This window comes from Sphingomonas sp. UV9 (genome assembly GCF_004101245.1).
Classification (GTDB): Bacteria; Pseudomonadota; Alphaproteobacteria; order Sphingomonadales; family Sphingomonadaceae; genus Sphingomonas.
Map to the genome: position 1 here is coordinate 165,072 of NZ_SCIN01000001.1, position 20,853 is coordinate 185,924.

At 65.9% G+C, this 20,853-nt stretch carries 14 protein-coding genes; 11 read left to right on the top strand and 3 right to left on the bottom strand.

Features of this window, described 5'->3' with window-relative positions:
- Position 1: 1 nt before the first annotated feature.
- The 5 genes from EQZ23_RS00675 to EQZ23_RS00695 are packed head-to-tail and all read left to right on the top strand — an operon-like array spanning position 2 to position 4,853.
- Positions 2-1,324, top strand: a complete 1,323-nt coding sequence (locus EQZ23_RS00675) for a Gfo/Idh/MocA family oxidoreductase (RefSeq protein WP_128452576.1) — start codon at positions 2-4, stop codon at positions 1,322-1,324.
- A 1-nt stretch (position 1,325) separates the two neighbouring features.
- Complete coding sequence (locus tag EQZ23_RS00680; RefSeq protein ID WP_240663089.1) at positions 1,326-2,180, top strand: FAD:protein FMN transferase; 855 nt, start codon at positions 1,326-1,328, stop codon at positions 2,178-2,180.
- Positions 2,177-3,448 carry a Gfo/Idh/MocA family oxidoreductase gene (locus tag EQZ23_RS00685; RefSeq protein ID WP_128452577.1) on the top strand — a complete coding sequence of 424 codons (1,272 nt, stop codon included), beginning with the start codon at positions 2,177-2,179 and terminating at the stop codon, positions 3,446-3,448. The genes EQZ23_RS00680 and EQZ23_RS00685 overlap by 4 nt, the downstream gene beginning before the upstream one ends.
- A gap of 15 nt (positions 3,449-3,463) precedes the next feature.
- Positions 3,464-4,621, top strand: coding sequence for a Gfo/Idh/MocA family oxidoreductase (locus EQZ23_RS00690; RefSeq protein ID WP_128452578.1), 1,158 nt, complete (start codon positions 3,464-3,466; stop codon positions 4,619-4,621).
- A 52-nt stretch (positions 4,622-4,673) separates the two neighbouring features.
- Positions 4,674-4,853 (top strand): hypothetical protein, encoded by a 180-nt coding sequence (locus EQZ23_RS00695; RefSeq protein ID WP_128452579.1) that lies wholly within the window; start codon positions 4,674-4,676, stop codon positions 4,851-4,853.
- Between the two features lie 148 nt (positions 4,854-5,001).
- Here EQZ23_RS00695 and EQZ23_RS00700 read toward each other — a convergent pair whose 3' ends face one another.
- Positions 5,002-8,265 carry a glycoside hydrolase family 2 TIM barrel-domain containing protein gene (locus EQZ23_RS00700; protein WP_128452580.1) on the bottom strand — a complete coding sequence of 1,088 codons (3,264 nt, stop codon included), beginning with the start codon at positions 8,263-8,265 and terminating at the stop codon, positions 5,002-5,004.
- Positions 8,266-8,366: 101 nt separating this feature from the next.
- A complete protein-coding gene (locus EQZ23_RS00705) occupies positions 8,367-11,210 on the bottom strand; it encodes a TonB-dependent receptor (RefSeq protein WP_128452581.1) in 2,844 nt (947 codons plus the stop codon).
- Positions 11,211-11,342: 132 nt separating this feature from the next.
- Between EQZ23_RS00705 and EQZ23_RS00710 the strand changes: the two genes are divergently transcribed.
- From EQZ23_RS00710 to EQZ23_RS00735, 6 genes are all read left to right on the top strand, one after another.
- Positions 11,343-12,923, top strand: coding sequence for a tryptophan halogenase family protein (locus EQZ23_RS00710; RefSeq protein ID WP_128452582.1), 1,581 nt, complete (start codon positions 11,343-11,345; stop codon positions 12,921-12,923).
- A complete protein-coding gene (locus EQZ23_RS00715; RefSeq protein ID WP_128452583.1) occupies positions 12,920-13,654 on the top strand; it encodes a SapC family protein in 735 nt (244 codons plus the stop codon). Before EQZ23_RS00710 ends, EQZ23_RS00715 begins: the two co-directional genes overlap by 4 nt.
- A gap of 232 nt (positions 13,655-13,886) precedes the next feature.
- Entirely contained in the window at positions 13,887-14,630 is a 744-nt protein-coding gene (locus EQZ23_RS00720) for a dienelactone hydrolase family protein (RefSeq protein WP_128452584.1), read from the top strand.
- A 118-nt stretch (positions 14,631-14,748) separates the two neighbouring features.
- Positions 14,749-16,560 carry a DUF885 domain-containing protein gene (locus tag EQZ23_RS00725; RefSeq protein WP_128452585.1) on the top strand — a complete coding sequence of 604 codons (1,812 nt, stop codon included), beginning with the start codon at positions 14,749-14,751 and terminating at the stop codon, positions 16,558-16,560.
- A gap of 167 nt (positions 16,561-16,727) precedes the next feature.
- Positions 16,728-18,875 carry a TonB-dependent receptor gene (locus tag EQZ23_RS00730; RefSeq protein ID WP_128452586.1) on the top strand — a complete coding sequence of 716 codons (2,148 nt, stop codon included), beginning with the start codon at positions 16,728-16,730 and terminating at the stop codon, positions 18,873-18,875.
- 1 nt (position 18,876) lies between these two features.
- On the top strand, positions 18,877-19,971 hold the full coding sequence (locus EQZ23_RS00735; protein WP_128452587.1) for a PepSY-associated TM helix domain-containing protein: 1,095 nt from the start codon (positions 18,877-18,879) through the stop codon (positions 19,969-19,971).
- A 48-nt stretch (positions 19,972-20,019) separates the two neighbouring features.
- Here the strand turns inward: EQZ23_RS00735 and EQZ23_RS00740 are convergent, their stop codons facing one another.
- A complete protein-coding gene (locus EQZ23_RS00740) occupies positions 20,020-20,844 on the bottom strand; it encodes a CoA ester lyase (RefSeq protein ID WP_128452588.1) in 825 nt (274 codons plus the stop codon).
- Positions 20,845-20,853: the final 9 nt, after the last annotated feature.

The following is a 20,853-nucleotide window of genomic DNA, read 5'->3' on the forward strand; positions in this document are numbered from 1 at the left end:
GATGGACCGTCGGACGATGATCAAGGGCGCGGGCGCCACGGTAGGGCTCGGGCTCGGCGTGGCGATGAGTGCGCGCAGCTATGCGCGGATCAAGGGGGCGAACGACCGACTGAGCGTCGCCGTGATCGGGGTGAACGGACGCGGCCAGGCGCATATGGGCGCGTTCACGAAGGTGCCGAACGTCGAGATCACGCATTTCTGCGACGTGGACTCGGCGGTGCTGGCCAAGCGTGCGGGCGAATTCGCGGCGCGCGGCAATCCCGCGCCCAAGACCGAAGGCGATTACCGCCGCGTGTTCGACTACAAGGCGGTGGACATCGTCACGATCGCGACCCCGGACCACTGGCATGCCAAGCTCGCGGTCGACGGGATGAAATCGGGCCATCACGTCTATTGCGAAAAGCCGATCGGCATCGCGCCCGCCGAGGGCGAGGCGATGATCGCCGTGCAGAAAAGCACCAAGCGCGTCCTGCAGGTCGGCAACCAGCAGCGATCGAGCCCCGAGACGCGGCAGCTGCTCGCGCTCGTCCAGGCCGGCGAGCTGGGCGACGTCTACGAGGCGCAGACCTGGTATGCGAACAACCGCAAGACGATCGGCAAGGGGCAGGTGACGCAGCCGCCGGCCAATCTCGACTGGGCGATGTGGCAGGGGCCACGGCCGCGCGCGCCGTACCGGTCGAACCTTGTCCCCTATAACTGGCACTGGTTCTGGCAATATGGGACCGGCGAGATCTGCAACAACGCGATGCACGAACTCGACGTCGCGCGGTGGCTGATGGGGGTGACCTATCCGAAGACCGTCTCCGCGCAGGGTGCCAAGCGCTTCCATGCCGGCGACGACTGGGAGATGTATGATTCGCTCGCGCTGGATCTGAACTACGACAATGACCGCGTGATCCGCTGGAACGGGCAGAGCTGCAATGCGATGCTGACCTATGGGCGGGGGCGCGGTGTCCTGCTGCTGGGTACCAAGGGATCCGCGGTGGTCGATCGCAACGGGTTCGAACTCTACGACCTGGCGGGCAAGTCGGTCCGGCAGGTGATGGCCAAGGCGAGCTCGGAGACGACCGGCACGGTGGGGGAAGGCATCCTCGACGTCTATCATGCGGGCAACTTCGTCGACGTGATCCGCGGCCGCGCGGCCACGCTCAATTCGCCGATCGCCGAGGGGCATATCAGCACGACGCTCTGCCATCTGGGCAACATGGCGTACCGCACCGACAGCGTGCTGACCGTCGACCCGACGACCGGCAAGCCGAGCAGCGCCGAGGCGATGAAATTGTGGTCGGTCGCGTACGAACCCGGCTGGGAGGTCAAGGCCTGACGTGAGCATCGCCGCGCAGGTCGAGCGCTTCGTCGCGATGGGGACACGGATCGAGCTGCACGTGTTCGGCGCGGGGTCTGCGGATGCGCTGGTCGCGGCACGGCGCGCGATCGAGGCGGCCGACGATGCGTTGACGATCCATCGACCCTCGCCGACGACCGCGGTCAACGACGATCTTCTCGCGGGGCGGGGCGTCGCGGTCGACGATCCGCTGCTGATCGCGGCGCTGGTCGCGGTGCAGGACGCGCATGGGCTGACCGGCGGGGTGTTCGATCCTGCCGCCGACCACCGGTTCGGCGGGGCGGGGTGGGGCAACGTGGTGTTCGACCCGCGGACGGCACGGATCTCCGCGACGCGACCGCTCGCCCTGGATTTCGGCGGGTTCGGCAAGGGGTTCGCGCTCGACCGGGCGAGCGCGGCGTTGCGTGAAGCAGGCGTCGTCTCCGCGTGTCTGTCGGCGGGAGAGAGCTCGCTGGCGGTGATCGGCGAGCATCCGCTCGGCGGCGGCTGGCCGTTCGCGATCCCGCATCCGGTGCGGGCGGACACGGTGCTGGTCGAGCTCGAACTGATTGATGAGGCGCTGTCGATCTCGACGACGGTGGGTGCGGGGACGCAGGCGCCCGAGCGGGCGGCGATGATCCGGCCGAGCGACGGTGCGATCGTCACCGCAGCGCGCTGTGCGGTGGCCGTCGATCGCAACGGTGGTCGCGCCGAGGCGCTGAGCACGGCGCTGTTGGTCGCGGATACCGATCAGGCGCGACGGCTGCTGGACGGTGGGCCGGGCCGGCGTTTCCTGTATGATCTTTCCAAAGAGGCGGCGCCGACCGTCGACGTAACGAGGATGCAAGCGGCATGACCGACAAGGATTTCGACCTCACGCGGCGATCGTTCATCGATCGCGTGATGATGGCGACCGCGGGCGCGGGGATGGCGGCGGCGGCACCCTGGGCGGTGTCCGCAGCGTCGGCGGCAGGTGCCGATCCGGTGAAGACGAACCCGGTCCGGATCGGCGTGATCGGCACCGGGGATCGCGGCCGTACGCTGATCCAGAACATCGCCAAGACGCGCAACTGCACCGTCGTGTCGATCTGCGATACCTATGCGCCGAACCTGGCGAAGGCGCGGCAGTGGATCGGCCCGACGACGCGCAGTTTCAACGATCACCGCGCGATGCTCGACGCGGGCGGGATCGATGCGGTGGTGATCGCGACCCCGCTCGACATGCACGCGCGGCACAGCTTCGATGCGTTCGATGCCGGGCTGCACGTATGGTGCGAAAAGGCGATGGCGCGGACGATCGCCGATTGCGGTGCGATGGTGACGCGCTCGAAGGCGGCGAACAGGGTGCTCCAGATCGGCCACCAGCGGATGTTCCACCCAACCTATCTGAACGCCCTGAAGCGCGCCAAGGCCGGCGAGATCGGCTTGCTGACCCAGATCCGTGCAAGCTGGCATCGCAACAACGCGTGGCGCAGGAAGGTGCCGGCCGATGCCACCGATCGCCAGATCAACTGGCGCCTGTACCGCGACAGCTCGGCAGGCTTGATGACCGAACTGGCGACGCACCAGCTTCAGGTCGGCAACTGGTTCTTCGACGCGCCGCCGACGCGAGTGATCGGCTCGGGCAGCATCTGCTTCTGGAAGGACGGCCGCGAGGTCTACGACCATGTCGCGCTGATCTACGAATATACCGGTGGGCGAAAGTTCATCTACACCTCGCTGCTGAACAACGCGCGTTATGGCTGCGAGGAGCAGATCCAGGGTAGCAAGGGCACGATCGAGCCCGAACTCGGCCGCATCTATCAGGAGGTGCCGGCCAAGGTGCTGGCGCTGCAGCGGATGCAGAAGGACGTCGCGCGTGGGCACAAGCGCACCGTGCCGATCGGCGGCGCCACCTGGTTCCCCGAATTGCCCGTGACGACGCCCGGCGAGTCGCTCGGCTGGGGCGAATATGACGAGACGATGCTGCAGTTCGAGGGCTTTGCCGAGGCGGTGCGCGCAGGCAAGCCGCTGCCCGGGCTGTTGCGCCAGGCCTATCAGGCGAGCGTCGCATCGCTGCTCGGCGAACAGGCGATGGACCGCGGCGAAGCGATGACCTGGCCGACGAATCTGGTCGCGATCTGACAAGGGGAATTAGCTGTGACCGATACCAACCGACGCGCAATCCTCGGGCTCGGCCTGACCGCCGGCCTCGCCGCCGGGTTTGCCGCCGACGCCTTCGCGCAGTCCGCCACGCGGGGCGATGCACCGACCGAAGGCGCGGTCGCCCGACCTGCGCCGGACGCGAAATACCGCGTGCCGTTTGCCGTGATCGGGATGGACCACAACCACATCTACGGCATCACGGATGCGATCATCCGCGGCGGCGGGGTGCTCACCACCTTCTACGCGACCGATCCGAAACAGATCGCGATGTTCCGGAAGCGCTACGGCGACGTGAAGCTGGCGCGGTCCGAACAGGAGATTCTCGACGACCGCACGATCAAGCTGGTGTGCAGCGCGGCGATCCCGAGCCTGCGCGCGCCGCTGGGCATCCGGGTGATGCGTGCGGGCAAGGATTATCTCAGCGACAAGGCGGCGGTGACGACGCTGAAGCAGCTTGCCGACGTGCGCCGCGCGATCAAGGAAACCGGGCGCAAATACGGGATCATGTATTCCGAACGCCTCGAGGTGCCGGCCGCGGTGATGGCGGGGCAGCTCGTCCATGACGGCGCGATCGGTCGCGTGATCCAGACCGTGAACCTCGCGCCGCACCGCCTGTCCGCCGCGAGCCGTCCCGACTGGTTCTGGGACCCGGCGCAGAACGGCGGCATCCTGACCGATGTCGGCAGCCACCAGGCCGACCAGTTCGTCTATCTGACGGGCACCAAGCGCGCGCAGGTGCTGGCTTCGCAGACCGGCAATTTCGGCAATCCCGCGCATCCCAAGTTCGAGGATTTCGGCGACATGATGCTGAGCGGCGATGGCGGCTCCGGCTATGTCCGCGTCGACTGGTTCACGCCCGACGGCCTGCCGACCTGGGGCGACGGTCGCCTCTTCATCCTCGGTACCGAGGGCTATATCGAGCTGCGCAAATATGTGGATATCGCCGGGCGTCCGGGTGGCAATCATCTGCTGATCGCCGACAAGAAGGGGACGCGCTATCTCGATTGCTCGAAGGTGCCGCTGCCGTTCGGGCCGCAGTTCGTGACCGATATCGTCGAACACACGTCGGTGGCGCAGGATCAGGAGGGCGCGCTGCTTGCGGCCGAACTCGTGCTGACTGCGGAGGCCCGCGCGACGCCGGCAAGACGGTGAACCGGTAGGCGCGCAGATCGACCAGCGCCCGTCAACCAAGCGGCTGTCGCCGATGAGCGACTATCGGCTGCTCCGGCTGGCGAGCGCCGTCGACCGGTCCAGCAAAAGCGGCGTTCGGCTCGACCGCGGCTATGCGCGGCTGTTCAAGGGGCGCTTCTTTCGCGCCGCGCCGAACGCACCCGACCCTAGGGACGTCGATTACGGCTACGGCTCGATCATGGTCTCGTTCTAAGACGTTCCGCCGAGCCGACCGATCTTTTCGAGGCTAGGGTCGAGCCTGTCGGGGTCTGGACGCTCGGCTGCATCCGGCATCGGAATGCCGTCGCAGCACGAGCGTCAGAACCCGATATCCGCCGCACGCTACCGGGTCGGCGCGCGCATCATTCCCCCGTTAACGCCGTCGCCGGCTTTGCGAGGTTCGGGCTGGTGCCCTGTCCCGCGAACGGTGTCAGGCGGAACGTCACGGCAGTGGGCGCAAGCGGAACGCGGTAGGCGGCGAGCGGTTTGCCGAATTCGCTCCACTGCGTATCGCCTCCGACGCCCCACTGCGCCGCGTCGACCAGCAGCGTGACCTGTCCGTGCGGGACCACGTCGGTCGATTTCCACGTGCCCGGCGTCTTGCGGTCTAGGTCCGCGTAGGGGAACGCCAGCGCGTTCATCATCAGCGGTCGATCGCCCTCGACGCGTACGCCGCCTGCCGCGCCCGACAGTTCCATCCAGCGCACGTCGACCTTGTTGCCGGTCTCCTGCGGTCGGATGTAGTCATGGTTCTGCGCAGCGATCGCGCCACGCCACAGGCCGATCGGTGCCGACGTCTTGCGGTCGACATAGCTCTCGTGCGGGCCGCGGCCATACCATTCGACCGTCGTCATCTCGGTCGGCATCGCAAAGGCCATGCCGACGCGGAACGGACCGGGAAGGTCCTGCTTGATCGGCGTGAAGCGGCCGGAGACCCCGACCGACCCGTCCGCCGCCATCGTGTAGCGCGTCTCGAAACTGGCCGCGCCATCGCCGAGATCGTACGTCGTCACGATCGCGTTGGCGCCGCGATCGGCGGTGACCGAGCGCACGGTACGCGTGTCGCTCATCGTCTTCCACATCGCGAGTTGCTTGTCGGTGCCGATACCGATGTCGTTGTCGGTCAGGGCGCGCCAGAAATGCGGTTGCCCACCGCTGGCGAGCATACGGCCATCCTTGTCGTAGCGGACCAGCAGCCCGGTCTTGCGATCGATCTCGAGCGATGCGCCACTCGCGGCCAAGGTCAGGCTGCCGTTGCCCTGGCGGACCGCCACCGCATTGGTACCCGATGCCGCGACTGGCGCCGCCTCCGACGAAGCGGACAGCGCGAACTGCTCGAAGCCGATGACGGTCCCGCCCGGCACCAGCGGCACCGCGCCGTCCTTGGCGTGGACCGTGACGGTGACGAAATACTCGGCGCCCGGCCGCCGCGTCACCGCCGCGAGCGGCAACGTGATCGTCTCGGCGGAACGCGCAGGCGTCTTCAGGCCGGGCAGCTTGCCCGATGCGACCGCGATGCCGTTCTCCTCCACGGTCCAGTCCATGTCGAAGCCGGACAGGTCGCGGAAGTCGTGCCGGTTGCGCACCGTCACCTTGCCGGTGGCGGGGTCGAAGCCGTCGAACTGGACCGGCGCGTAGACCTTGCGCAGTTCGTAGAAGGCGGGATTGGGCGTGCGGTCGGCCTGAAGCAGGCCATCGCCGAACTCGATGTCGCCGCCCGGATTGGGGCCATATTCGCTGCCGTCGCCCCAATAGCGCTTACCGTCCTTGGTATAGCGATACATCGACTGGTCGACCCAATCCCACACGAATCCGCCCTGCAGCTTGTTCGGGTGTGCGTAGATCGTGTCCCAATATTCCTTCAGGTCGCCACCGGAATTGCCCATCATGTGCCCGTATTCGCACTGGATCATCGGCTGCTTGAAATTCCAGTTGGTTGCGTAATCCTCCATCTTCACCACCGGATCGTACATCGGCGCATAGATATCGGCATAGTAATTGGGGCGATGGTCGGTGACGCCGTCGAAGGTGCCCCAGCCGAGATAGCTGATCAGGCGGTTCGGATCGCGTGCCTTCGCGGCGGCCGCGGCGGCCTCGAAATTGGGGCCGATGCCCGCCTCGTTGCCGAGCGACCAGAAGATGATCGACGGGTGGTTCTTGTCGCGCTCGACCATGTTGACGACGCGGCTGACATGCGCGTCCTTCCACGCCGGATCGAAGCCGACCTGAAACTTGGCGCGGGATTCTGGTTGCCGGTTGCCCTGCTCCATATAGGCGTGGCTCTCGATATCCGCCTCGTCCATCACGTAGAGTCCGTAGCGATCGGCGAGCTCGTAGATGTACGGGTCGTTCGGATAGTGCGAGGTGCGGAGCGCGTTGATGTTGGCGCCCTTCATCAACCGGATGTCGTGCTCCATCGATTCATGGCTGACGACATGGAACGTCTCGGGATCATGCTCGTGGCGGTTGACGCCGCGGATCGTGATCGGCTTGCCGTTGACGCTGACCAGCCCGTTCTTGATCGCCACGGTGCGAAAGCCGATCGACTGCGCGGTCGACTGGACGATCCGGCCCTTGGCGTCGGTCAATTCCACGACCAGGCGGTAGAGATTGGGCGTCTCGGCCGTCCACGGCTTCACGGCGGGAACACGACCGGCCAGCGTGACGGTGCGTTCGTCCTTGCCGGCGGGCACGGCAACGCGGCCCGCCAGAACCTGGCGGTCGCCGTCCATCAGCACGTAGCGCGCCGTGCTGGCGAGACCCGGCGTCACCGCGAGATCGAGACCGAGCACGCCGTCGCGGTAATCGTCGGACAGCCCGGCATGGACGAACGTATCGCGCACGCGGGTGCGCGGCGCGACCATCAGGAACACCTCGCGCTCGATCCCCGACACGCGCCAGAAATCCTGATCCTCGAGGTAGCTGCCATCGGACCAGCGATGGATCTGGATCGCGATACTGTTGCGACCCGGCTTCAGATAGCGGGTGACGTCGAACTCGCTCGGCAGCTTCGAGTCTTCGGAATAGCCGACATTCTGGCCGTTCACCCAGACCTCATAGGCCGAGCCCGCGGCACCGATATGAAGGATGACGTCCTGGCCCTGCCAGCCCGGCGCGATCTGCACGTCGCGGCGGTACGAACCGACCGGGTTGGTCGCGTGGGGGATCAGCGGGCGATTGGCGGGGAAGGGGTAGGTGATGTTGTTGTAGCGCGCCTGGTCATAGCCTTCGGTCTGCCAGTCGGCCGGAACCTTGATCGTCTTCCAGCCGGACACGTCGTAGTCGGGGCGCTCGAACCCGGTCGGCACCGCGTCGGAGCTGGGCGAGAACTGGAAGTGCCAGGCGCCGTTCAGGGACAGGAACCGCGTAGATTTCGTGCGATCGCCGGAGAGGGCGGCAGCGCGCGTCTCGAACGGGAAACCGGTGGCGCGCGCGGGCATCTTGCCACGCGCGAACACCGCGGGGTTTTCCCAATCGGGGCGGCTTGGATCGATCTGGACCGGCTGGACCCGCGGCGGCTGCGCGCCCGGGAGTTCGGCGGGAAGTTGGGCGCGTGCGGCACCGATGGCGGCGAAATCACCGACCGCGACGATCGCGACCGCACCGAGGAAACCGAATTTTTTCATGTCGAGATCTGGTCCTTGTCAGCCGCTTGCATCGCCAGCGTATATGGCGCGGGCGGGATCGTCACCGGATCCCGCCCCCGCGCTAGTCTCGTAACGGGGTATCAGAAGGAGAAGCGAACGCCTGCGTCGTAGCGTGGTCCGAAATTCTGGTACGTCAGCACCTGGTTGTTGAACCGGCCGGTCGTGATGTACTTGGCGTTGAACAGGTTCGTGCCCTCCAGGAAGACCTGCGCGAACGGGGTGACGTTGACGGCGACGCTGCCATCGAACTGCCCGTAGGTGCGCACGAAGACCGGCTCGTTGCCGGGGCCACCCGCCAGCGTCTGCAGGAACCGTTCGCGACGATTATAGGCCATGCGTGCCGAGATGCCGTATTTCTCGTAGAACACGGTGGCATTCTGGGAATTGCCGATCCCTTCGGCTGCGAACGACTGGCCGACCTGGGTGACGTCGAACTCCCGGTTGGTCTTCACGAACGTGGCATTCGCCTGCACGCCGAAACCGCTCAACACGCTCGGCAGCCAGTCGAACGTGTGGACCAGGTTGAGTTCCAGTCCCTTGACCTTGAGCGATTCCGCGTTGCGCGGCCGGCGTACGCTGAACTTCGCGGTGTTCGGGCCGACGATCAGCCCGCCGACCGGAATGTTGCCGGCATTGGCGATCGGGAACAGTTCCTCGCCAAAGCTCTGGACGATGAAGTCGTCGATCGTCTTGTGGAACACCGCCGCCGACAGCGTCGTCGTCCGGGTTGGATACCATTCCAGCGACGCGTCGTAGTTCGTCGCGCGATAGGGCTTCAGTCCCGGGTTGCCGCCGCTGGCGGTCAGCGTGGCGGGGCGCAGCGTGTCGTAGTTGAGGCTCGGGGCGAGATCCCCGATCGCCGGGCGGGTCAGCGTCTTGTACGCGGCCAGGCGAAGCTGGAACTTCGGCGTGAAGCTGAGCTTGGCATTCAGGTTGGGCAGGAAATTATTGTAGGTCGTTCGCTGGTTGATCGCCACCGCGGCGCGGTTATTGGCGAACACGCCGTTATAGGTGGTCGGGTCGCCCTGCACGGGCAGGAGGTCGGTCAGCTGGAGCTGCTGGCCGCTCGATTGCAGTTCCGTATACTCGTACCGTGCGCCGACGTTGATGAACCAGGGCAGACCGGCGACCTCGCCGTCCAGGTCCATGTCCGCATAGCTGGCGTACACCACTTCCTTGACGCGATTGGACGGCTGTCGCGATACCGCATAGCCGTTGCTCGCGGCGAACAGGGCGGCGGTCGTACCGACCGGCTGGTTCCGCGCGCGGTCCAGCGCCGCCGTCGCCGTCGCGCTGGTCAGGAATTCGAAATAGCGGTTGGCATCGAACGTCAGGAACTGGCCCGGCACAGACCCACTGCCGGCGCCCAGCGAATTCAGCGTGTACGGGCTCAGCAACGAGGCGTCCGCGGAGGTCGAATAGCCGCAATACACGCAGCCGATATTGGGGTCGGAGGTAATCGGTACGTTGGTCTTGTCGCGCGAGGTGCGGGTCAGGCCGAAGCGAAGCGTATCGATGATCCCCCAGCCGGGCTTCCAGTCGGTGTTCCACCGATATTCGGTGACCTTTTCGGTGACATCGTTGCCGTTGATCCCGGCGATGTGCGTCAGTCCGCCCGCCGCATTGGTGAGCGCGCCGGCGTTGTAGCCGAAGGTGGAGGGAATCTGGTCGGGGCCTGCCGCGGTGAACGAATAGCTCGTCGGCGTTCCGATCACGGCGAAATAGCTCTTGCCGCCACCGGCGTTCTTCGCGCGCGACCATGTCGCGTCGAAGACCATGTGGACGGTGTCGCTGGGCCGCCACTCGGTGTTGAAACCGGCCTCGTACGTCTTGGTCTCGCGGACCGAGCCGCCGGCGATGAAGTCGGCATTGCCGTTGGTGGTGAGCGACGTGATCGAGCGGTTGTCGTCGATCGTCGCCGCCGTGTAGTTCGACGGCTCGAACCAGCTGCCGAGCGCGCGGCGCGTCGTATCGCTCTTGAAGCGGTTGAACAGGCCGTCGACGGTGAACGTCAGCTCGTCGGTCGGCGCATATTGCGCGACCAGCGTTGCGCCGAGACGCGTGCGGTCGTCCTGCGTGGTCCCCACGTCCTGATTGCGCGGTGCATAGACGTTGGTGAACAGCGGCGCGTTGCTTGGCCCGACCGTGGTGTTCGGGATGTAGCCGTCGGTGGTGATCGACGTCACCGATGCCTTGCGACGCTGGTACGAGATCGAACCCAGCAGGCCGAGCTTGCCGTCCGCGAACGTATCGCTCAGCAGGCCGAACAGTTGCGGCGTGAACTTGTCGCTGTTCTTCTCGTAGTTCGCCTTGCCCGTGAAGACGCCCTTGAATCCCTTCAGCGCAAGCGGCTTGGGGGTCTGCAGGTTGATCGTCGCGCCGATACCGCCGCTCTGCAACGGCGCCTGCGAGCTCTTGTAGACCTGCGCACCGCTGATGAGTTCGGCGGGAAGAAGGTCGAACGAGAAGGCGCGGTTGTAATTGTCCGACGCGAAGCTTCGGCCGTTGAACAGCACCGTGTTGAAGTTCGGGCCGAGCCCGCGGACCGTCACCGACTGACCTTCGCCGTTGCTGCGATCGATCGCGACGCCCGGAATGCGCTGGAGCGATTCGGCGACGTTGGCGTCGGGAAATTTACCCAGATCCTCGGACGAGATCGCATCGAGAATGCCGGCGGCGTCGCGCTTTTGCGCGGCCGACGATTCGATGCTGCGACGGATTCCGGTGACGACGATGTCAGCCTGGCTGGCGTCGGCGGTGTTTTGATCCGGCAGAACCGTGGACTGGGTTTCGCCGGCCTGCTCACTGGGGGAGGGTGCGACTTGCGCAATCGCTGGAACGGCCGCGATCAGCGCGCCGAGCGCACTTGCGAGCCCGTACGTCGTATAAAGCCTTTTCGATTTAAGGCGCCCGTACTTGGTCATCGTCCCTCTCCCTCACTATACAACCGTAGATCCGCTTCGAATGAGCGAATTTAAATCGTTTGCTACAGTATTATCCTATAAATACAATTGAGAAAAATGGTGCTCCGACACCGTGGAATAACAGGAGGCGTGATGTCGAAGGCTGGTGGCGAGCAGGGGGCGGTTCGGACCGTGGTCGTGGTCGGAGGCGGCTCCGCCGGGTGGTTGACCGCGTGTCGGCTTGCGGCACAATCCGTTCGTAGCGGCAGTGATCTGAGTGTCTTGCTGGTCGAATCCGCGACGGTGCCGAGCGTCGGCGTCGGCGAAGGGACATGGCCGACTATGCGCAACACGCTGCGCAAGATCGGTATCGACGAAACCACGTTCATCCGGTCGTGCGACGCCACGCTGAAGCAAGGCGCGCGCTTTGCCGGCTGGACCGACGGCAGCGCCGGCGACGCCTATTACCATCCGCTCAATCCGCCGGTGGGGGTAGGGGAGATCGACGTGGCGCCCTATTGGCTCGGTTTGCCGGGATCCGATGCGCAGATCGGCGCCGAGGGGATCAGCTTTGCGGACTGGGTCGATTACCAGTCGACGTTATGCGATGCGGGGTTGGCGCCGAAGACGATCACGGCGCCCGAATATGGCGGCCATGCCAATTATGCGTATCATCTCGATGCGGGCAAGTTCGCGACGATGTTGCGCGAGCATGCGGTCGGCTCGCTTGGCGTCGAGCACGTCGTCGGCGACGTCGTCCGCGCGAACCTTGCCGACAATGGCGACATCCGGGACGTCGAACTGGTCGACGGACGGACGTTGGCGGGCGACCTGTTCGTCGACTGCTCCGGCTTTTCGGCGCTGCTGATCGGCGGTGTCTACGACGTCCCGTTCCGCAGTTGCCGGCACATCCTGTTCGCCGATCGCGCGCTTGCGATGCAGGTGCCGTATCAGGGCGAGGACGATCCGATCGCGTGCCATACGATCTCGACCGCGCAGGATGCGGGGTGGATCTGGGATATCGGTCTCTGGACGCGCCGCGGCGTCGGTCACGTGTACAGCAGCGCCTATACGAGCGACGACGAGGCCGAGGCCGCGTTGCGTCGCTATGTCGGCCCGGTAGCAGACGCGCTGCCCGTCCGCAGGATCGCCTTCGAACCCGGACACCGTGAGCGGTTCTGGCAAAACAACTGCGTCGCGATCGGCCTGTCCGCCGGGTTTCTCGAACCGCTGGAGGCCTCGGCTCTGATGCTGATCGAGACCTCGCTCGACGCGCTGGTCGATCGATTGCCGCAGACGCGCTCGGCGATGGATGCGATCGCGCGACAGTTCAACGAGACCTTCGCCCATCACTGGCAACGGATCATCGAGTTCCTGAAGCTCCATTATGTCATCACGCAGCGGCGCGACACCGCCTTCTGGCGCGACAATGCGGCGGCTGCGTCGATCCCCGAAGGGTTGCAGGAACGCCTCGATCTGTGGACCCACCATTCCCCCGCCGCGCAGGATTTCGCGCACGCCCGCGAGGTCTTTTCGTGGCCGAGCTATCAATATGTGCTCCACGGGATGCGGTTCGGTGGTCGGTATCGCGGCGCGCCGGCGACCGCCGAGGGTGCGACGGTCGCCGCGCTCGTGGCGCGTAACGACCGGGTCCGTGCCGAGCTGGTGCGAAAATCACCACGACACCGCGATCTCCTGCGCGCGGTGCGCGAGCATGGGCTCCAGCGGGTATGAGCCGCGTTCGCCCGCTCGACCGTGCCGAGCATGGGTCGCTCCACTTCGATCGTACCGTCGTCGGGCCTGCGCAGCGCCTCGTGCAGATCGGCCTGTCGGAACTCGCGCTGGCGGTCGCGGACATGCCGCTCTGTCTCGCCAAGGACGCGACTACGGGCCGGTTCAACCTCGTTGCGCTCGTCGGCCTGGTCGAGCCCGTCAATCTATTCGTCCACGACCGTCGCTTCCACGGAACCTATTGCCCGCGCGCCCTGCAATTGACCGGGTTTCGGTTGGACCGGAACGGCGTCGCGGGATTGGCGGTGGTAGACGGCGATCCGGCGATCGGCAGTACGGGCGATCCGCTGTTCCGAGATGGCGAACCGGCGCCGCTGCTGGCGGGCATCGCCGCCGCGCTGGAGCATCTGGTCGCCGACATCGGAGCCGCGCGTGACCTGGTCGATGGCTATGCCGCGCTGCGGCTGATCCGTCCGCTGCACCTTGTGCTCCAGGGTGACGACGGCAAGGAGCAGGTGATCGATGGGCTATACACGATCGGTACCGAGGCGCTGATGCAGCTACCCGCTGACGACGTCGTGCGCCTGCATCGTTCGGGCGCCCTGGCATCGGCTGCGGTGCTGACGGCGTCGCTCGCCCAGGTCGAGCGACTGTGCCAGCTTCACAACGCCCGTGGACGCCAACCGCTTCGTATCACGCGTCTGTCCCCGGACGACGGCCTTGGAGCGTTTTGAACGGACCGGGTCGAAAACGGGGTTCTTTCGGGAGTTAGCATCGGGCGGGGGCACGAAGTCCGGGCCACTACGCCTATCGATATGGTACGATAAATTCAGCCGCCAGCGCTGGCCTGACCACACCTAGAGCTCGTCGTAGCGCAATATTTTCGATCCGGTGGCTGTCCGGGGTTCACCGAGACCCTGTATGGCAAGCCGATATCGTATTCGGCATCGGTGTGAGGATAAGCGGATGATCTTGCGTAGCGACGAGACACAGGATGTCGACGTGCCCGGCAGTGGCCCGATGCGGATGCATCTGTTTCGACCGGCGATCGAGGGGCGCTTTCCCGGGCTGCTCCTGTTTTCGGAGATCTATCAGGTCACGGCGCCGATCCGTCGACTGGCGGCGATGCTTGTGGGAAACGGCCATGTCGTCGCCGTCCCCGAGGTCTATCACGAATATGAGCCGGCGGGGACGGCTCTGCAGTACGATCCGGCCGGCACGGATCGGGGCAATGCATTGAAGATCGCCAAGCCGGTTGCGGCGTTCGATGCCGACGCGGCAGCCGGCGTGACCGCGCTGCTGGCACATCCGGCGTGCAACGGCAGGCTGGGGACGTTCGGCGTCTGTCTGGGCGGCCACCTTGCCTATCGCGCGGCGCTCGATCCGCGCGTGTCCGCGTCCGCCTGCTTCTATCCCACCGACATCCATTCGGGCACGCTGGGCGAAGGGCGATCGGACGACAGCCTGCAGCGCATGGCCGAATTGAAGGCCGACATCATGTTCGTCTGGGGGCGCCAGGACCCGCATGTTCCCTATGCCGGCCGGGAGGCGATCCGCGGGCGGCTCGAAGAGGTCGGCGCGGCCTATGAGTGGCATGAGCTCAACGCACAGCACGCATTCCTGCGGGACGAGGGGCCGCGATACGATCCCGCGCTGTTCCTGCAGGCGATGGGCCTCACGCTGGAATTCTACCGTCGCACCCTGGCATGAGGTTGTAGCGACACAATTTGGGCCGCATCAACCTGAGGATTTGGCGTGTCGGTGCGTGCGGACGATTGCGTCGACCGGAGTAGCGCGCGACAAGCGGGCATTCCAACAGGAGAATCCGATGCGTCTTGCCCTTGCCTTAATGCTGCTGCCGACGTTGCCGGTCGTAAACGCTGCCGCGCCGGTCCCGGTACAGGACCAGGGTACGGCGGCGCAGGACGCGGCTTTGCTCAAATTCCTCGACGCTGCGTATGACGAGCAACTCGATCTCAGCCCGGAGTCGCTGACCCAGCTCGGGTTCAAGACGCATTACGACCGGCTCGACGACTATACCGACGCGGCCGCGCTCCGCGCGCAGGCCTTGTCGGAACGGCAGCTCAAGGCGATGCAGTCGCGCTTTCGTCCCGACCAACTGAGCGAAAGCGCGCGCGTCAGCTATCGGTTGTTCGAATATGAAGTCGAGCGCGGCCGCCAGTCGCTGCAGTTCCGCAAGCTGCGCTTTCCGGTGTCGACGAACGGCAGCCCGGCGGGCGATATCCCGGTATTGCTGATCAACAACCACAAGGTCGATACGCTGGCGGACGCACAGGCCTATATCGCTCGCCTTCGCGATACCGAGCGGGTCATGCGCGAGGTCACCGCCACGATGCGCGAACAGGCGGCAGCCGGGATCATTCCGAACAAGGTGAATTTCGCCCCGGCTCGTGCGGATGCGCGCGCCGTCCTGGTCGGGGCGCCGTTCGACGGTGGCGCGGATTCGACCCTCATGGCGGATTTCCGCAAGAAGGTCGCGGCGTTGGACGTGCCCGCCGCGACCAAGGCGACGCTGTTGCGCGATGCGAGCGCGGCACTGACCGGGCCGTTCCGCCGCGGCTACGACATGCTGTTCGCGACGCTCGACGCGATCGAGCCGCAATCGAAGGGCAATTTCGGTGCCTGGAGCCTGCCGAACGGGGCCGCGTATTACGCCGACCGACTGAAGACCTCGACCACGACCGACCTGACCGCCGACCAGATCCACGATCTCGGCCTGAAGCAGGTCGCGGCGATCCGGCAGGAGATGGAGGCGATCAAGCGCGAAGTCGGGTTCCAGGGAACGCTCGAGCAGTTCTTCGCCAAGATCCGCACCGACCCGCAGTTCAAATATCCCAACACCGCAGCGGGCCGCGAACGCTATCTCAGCGACGCCCGCGGGGTGATCGCGTCCGTGATGGCGGTGGCGCCGAAGTATTTCCGGACGTTGCCAAAGGCACCGCTGGAGGTCCGCGCGGTCGAGAAATGGCGCGAGGGCACCGCGTCGACCGCGTTCTACAACCCGCCGTCGGCGGACGGATCGCGGCCGGGAATCTATTACGTCAACCTGGTCGACATGAACCAGACGCAGAAGGTGCAGGTCGCGGGCATTGCCGCGCACGAAGGCGCCCCGGGTCATCATTTCCAGATCGCCCGCCAGCAGGAGCTGACCGGCATCCCGAAGTTCCGCAAGTTCGGGGGATACGGCGCCTATGTCGAGGGCTGGGGGCTGTATTCGGAGCGGCTGGCGAACGAAATGGGCGTCTACAAGGATCCGTATAGCCGGTTCGGGATGCTGTCGTTGCAGGTGTGGCGCGCGATCCGGCTGGTGCTCGATACCGGCATCCACTCCAAGCGCTGGACCCGCGAACAGGCGATCACGTATTTCAAGGCGAACAGCTCGGTCGCGGACACCGATATCGCACGCGAAGTCGACCGGTATTTCAACTGGCCGGGGCAGGCGACGAGCTACATGGTCGGCGAGCTGAAGATCGCCGAACTGCGCGCCCGCGCCGAGCGTGAACTGGGGTCGCGTTTCGACATTCGCGACTTCCACGAAGCCGTGCTCGATCAGGGCGCGCTGCCGCTGGACGTGCTCGACGAGCAGGTCGGCCGATACATCGCTGCGCACCGGCAATAGCGAATATTCGATGAAGCGGGGCGGTCTGCCGGGAGGGCGGACCGCCTACTGCCGTAGGGGGGGGGCTAATCGGCGCCGCCGCGGCGCTATCCATCGAACCGATCGATATGCGAACGATTTGCATTAGCGAAGATGCTTCGCTAGGGCACGCACGATCGGGGACCATGATGCGCTACAGACTATTCACCATCTCGGCGTCGCTGACCATCTGTGTTGCCGGTCCAGCTTTTGCCCAGACCTCAGCCGTGTCGTCTGCGGCCGAGGCGATCGACGAGGGGCCTTCCGATATCGTCGTGAGTGCGACGCGCAGCATCCTGCCGCCCAACGCGCTGCCGCTGACGATCGACGTGATCGACCGTGCGGCGCTCGATCAGCAGGTCGCGATCGGCGGATCGGTGGTCGATGCGGTCTCGAACCTGACGCCGTCCTTTTCGCCGACGCGGCAGAAGCTGTCGGGCGCGGGCGAGACGTTGCGCGGGCGCTCGCCGCTGTACGCGATCAACGGCATCCCGCAGTCGACGCCGCTGCGTGATGGATCGCGCGACGGCTTCACGATCGATCCGTTCTTCATCGACCGGGTCGAACTGATCTACGGATCGAACGCGTTGCAGGGGATCGGCGGCACCGGCGGGATCGTCAACCAGGTGACCGTGCAACCACCGCGTACCGAAGGCCTGTCGGGCCGCGCACTGGTGCAGGGGACGAGCGACACGGGCTTCAGCAGCGACGGCCATGGCGGCAAGGTCGCCGGGCTGCTCGCGTGGAAATCGGGACGCTTCGACGTGATGGCGGGCGGTGCGTACGACCAGCGCGGCGCGTTCTACGACGGCCACGGCAACCGGGTCGGCACCGACCTGACCCAGGGCGAGACGCAGGATTCACGGAGCTGGTCGGTGTTCGCCCGCGCCGGCTATGCGCTGACCGACACCGCACGGATCGACCTGATCGCCAATCGCTTCGAGCTGAAGGGCGGTGGAAATTACATCGCCAGCAACGGTAATTTCCGGATCAACCTGCCGACGACGTCGGTGCGCGGGACGCCGCCGGGCGATCCTGCCGAGAACCGGACCGAGAGCATCGCGCTGTCGCTGACCGACCCCGATCTGTGGGGTGGCAACCTCGTGACGCAGGTCTTCTTCAACCGGTCGCGCGATACGTTCGGCGGGGAGGTGGCGCCGATCGCGACGTTCCAGGACGTCCGGCTCGCCCCGATCGGGCAGCTTTTCGATCAGTCGCAGAACCGCTCGCGCAAATATGGCGGCAAGTTCAGCTATGAGCGCGCGGTCCCCGGGTTCGAGGCATTGACCGCGACGCTCGGCTTCGACGCGCTGTACGATCGCACCGAGCAACGCCTGATCGCGACCGACCGCGTCTGGGTGCCGCCCGCCGACTTCCGCAGCCTCGCGCCGTTCGGGCAGGTCAATCTAGCGCTGTTCGACAAGGTCTTGCGGCTTGCCGGCGGCGCCCGCTACGAGAATGTGAGGATCGTCATCGACGATTACACGACGCTCGCCTCCTACGGCAGTCACGCGGTGGCGGGGGGCAGCCCGAGCTTCAGCAAGGCGCTGTTCAACGGCGGTGTCATCGTCGAGCCGATCCCCGGCATCCGCGCCTATGGCAGCTATGCGCAAGGGTTTACCGTGCCCGACGTCGGTCGCATTTCGCGCGCGATCAACCGCGATGGGGTCGACCTCGACAGCTATGTCGACATCGCGCCGATCGTCTCGAACAACCGCGAACTCGGTGTCGAGGTAAAACGCGGACCGATGAACGCGAGCGCGACCTATTTCTGGTCGACCAGTACGCGCGGCCAGGTGCTGGTGTTCACGGGCGGCGCGTACGAGGCGCAACGCCAGCGCGTCGAAATACAGGGTATCGAAGTGAACCTCGAGGCGCGTATGCCGGTGCCGGGGCTGACGCTGTCGACCGGCTTCGCGCATCTGGTCGGGCGGACGGACTCTGATGACGACGGCAAGGTCGATATCGATCTGGACGGGGCCAATATCTCGCCCGATCGACTGAACTTCGCTGCGAGCTATGTACGCGGGAAAGTGTCCGCGCGCGTACAGCAGCAATTCTATCTGTCGCGCAAATATGAGGGGCTGCCCGCGGCGAACGATTTCGGCGGGTACACCGTCACCGACGCCAGCATACGCTATGCCTTGCCCGTCGGCGCGCTGACGTTGAGCGCGCAGAACATCTTCGATCATTTCTACATCGATTATTACAGCGACACGGTGCGGCCGACCGACAACGCGCATTTCTTCGCCGGGCGCGGGCGCAATTTCACGCTTGGCTGGGACGTCAGGTTCTAGGATGGGATTGCTCGATACGCTGCATCGCTGGACCGGCGGGTTCCTCGGGCTGATCCTTGCGATCCTGGGGCTGACCGGCGCGATCCTGGTCCACCGCGACGCGTGGATCATGCTGCCGCATGCCGGCGATGCGCAGATCCAGACGACGCATGTGATCGCGGCGACCACCGAGCGGCTGATGGCGGACCCCGCGACGCGACCGCAGAGCATCACGTTCGCGAACGCCAATCTCGGGCTCGACCGGCTCGATTTCGGCAAGGGGGCAGGGGCCTATACCGACCAGGCCGGTACGATCGTCAGCCAGTGGCAGTCGCAATGGGCGCGGCCCGAATTGTGGCTGTTCGACCTGCATCATCATCTGTTTTCGGGCGACACCGGCGAGACGATCATCGGTATCGCGGGCGTGGCGGGGCTGTTCTTCGTGGTGACGGGGACGATCCTGTGGTGGCGGACGCGCAAGACGTTCGCGTTCCGCCTGGTGCCCAAGCGGCTCAGCCGTCCGGCGATCGTGCGGCATCACCGCGATCTCGGGATCGTCGCGGCGCCGTTGCTGATCCTGTCGTTGCTGACCGGCGCGACATTGGTGTTTCGGCCGATCAGCGCGCTGTTCCTCGGCCCCGGCGCGCCGGCGACGATCGATGCGGCGTTGCGGGCGCCGAAAGGGCCGAAGGTCGCGCTCGCCAGCCATCTCGACTGGCGCGGGATGACCGTCGCGGCGCGCGCGCGCTTTCCCGACGCCGAACTGCGCAGCCTGTCGCTGCCGCGCAAGGAAAGCGGGCTCGTCACGATCCGGATGAAGCGACCGCAGGAATGGCTGCCGAACGGCCGGACGACGCTGTGGTTCGCGGCGGATGACGGACGTCTGATCGGTGCGCGCGATGCGGCGTCGTTGTCGACCGTCGTGGCCGCATATAACCTCCTGTATCCGCTGCACGCGGGGAAGGTCGGTGGGCTCGGCTACCGCCTGGTGATGACGCTGTCGGGCCTGGCCCTCTTCTTGCTCGGCACGCTGAGCGTGTGGAGCTTCTGGTTCAAGCGGCCGGCCAAGGCAAAGCGCCAGGTGCCACGTCGCCCGCGTGTCGCAGAAGGGCGCTGAGCCATGCCCCTGGTCAACGCGGACCCTGCGTAGCCCGGCTATTGTGCGCTATCGGCCGGATTGGAACGCCGCATGGGTTTGGAGAAGGCGGCGGGCACGGTCGATGACGGGTTTGTCGATCAGTTTGCCGTCCACCGCGACGGCCCCGAACGCGCCGTCGATCGCGGCGATGACGCGGGTCGCCCATTCCACATCGGCGTCGGAGGGGAGGAAGGCGGCGTTGACGATTCCCACCTGGCGCGGGTGGACGCACAGTTTTCCACCGAAGCCGAAGCGACGGGCATGGTCGGTGTCGCGGGACAGCGCTTCGTCGTCCGCCAGATCGGTCGAGACCCCGTCGACCGGTGCGGCAAGCCCGGCGTTGCGCGAGTGAAGGACGATCTGCGTCCGCACCGGGTCGATCTCCGCACCGTCGCCGTCGATCCCCGCGTCGGCCTGGAAATCCACCGTGCCGAACGACAGCCGCACAAGCCCGGGGGCGGTGACGAGATCGGCCAGATTGAGGATCCCCGAGACGGTTTCGACCAGCGCATGGAGCGGCTTGCCGGCAGCGGCCTCATGCATTGCCGCAAAGTCTGACGCGCGCTCGGCCTTGGGCAGCATCAGCCCGGCGACCCCCGGCAAGCTTGAAAGCGCGCGGACGTCGTCGGCGTGCCATTCGGTATCGAGGCTGTTGACGCGGACGACGAAGCGCGGCTCCGTCAGGCTGGCGAGCGCATCGTGGATCGTATCGCGCGCGGCGACCTTGCGGTCGGGGAGGACCGCGTCTTCGAGATCGATCACCACCATGTTCGCGCCGCTCGCACGCGCCTTTTCGAAACGCTCGGCGCGATCGCCGGGGACGAACAGGATACTGCGGGCGGCAAGGGTCATGAAAGATCC

Bases quoted from the DNA above. Each gene is read 5' to 3' on its own strand.
- EQZ23_RS00715 (WP_128452583.1), top strand. From the start codon at position 12,920: ATGAGCCGCGTTCGCCCGCTCGACCGTGCCGAGCATGGGTCGCTCCAC.
- EQZ23_RS00740 (WP_128452588.1), bottom strand. From the start codon at position 20,844: ATGACCCTTGCCGCCCGCAGTATCCTGTTCGTCCCCGGCGATCGCGCC.
- EQZ23_RS00685 (WP_128452577.1), top strand. From the start codon at position 2,177: ATGACCGACAAGGATTTCGACCTCACGCGGCGATCGTTCATCGATCGC.
- EQZ23_RS00710 (WP_128452582.1), top strand. From the start codon at position 11,343: ATGTCGAAGGCTGGTGGCGAGCAGGGGGCGGTTCGGACCGTGGTCGTG.
- EQZ23_RS00735 (WP_128452587.1), top strand. From the start codon at position 18,877: ATGGGATTGCTCGATACGCTGCATCGCTGGACCGGCGGGTTCCTCGGG.
- EQZ23_RS00705 (WP_128452581.1), bottom strand. From the start codon at position 11,210: ATGACCAAGTACGGGCGCCTTAAATCGAAAAGGCTTTATACGACGTAC.
- EQZ23_RS00725 (WP_128452585.1), top strand. From the start codon at position 14,749: ATGCGTCTTGCCCTTGCCTTAATGCTGCTGCCGACGTTGCCGGTCGTA.
- EQZ23_RS00700 (WP_128452580.1), bottom strand. From the start codon at position 8,265: ATGAAAAAATTCGGTTTCCTCGGTGCGGTCGCGATCGTCGCGGTCGGT.
- EQZ23_RS00730 (WP_128452586.1), top strand. From the start codon at position 16,728: ATGCGCTACAGACTATTCACCATCTCGGCGTCGCTGACCATCTGTGTT.
- EQZ23_RS00695 (WP_128452579.1), top strand. From the start codon at position 4,674: ATGAGCGACTATCGGCTGCTCCGGCTGGCGAGCGCCGTCGACCGGTCC.
- EQZ23_RS00720 (WP_128452584.1), top strand. From the start codon at position 13,887: ATGATCTTGCGTAGCGACGAGACACAGGATGTCGACGTGCCCGGCAGT.
- EQZ23_RS00675 (WP_128452576.1), top strand. From the start codon at position 2: ATGGACCGTCGGACGATGATCAAGGGCGCGGGCGCCACGGTAGGGCTC.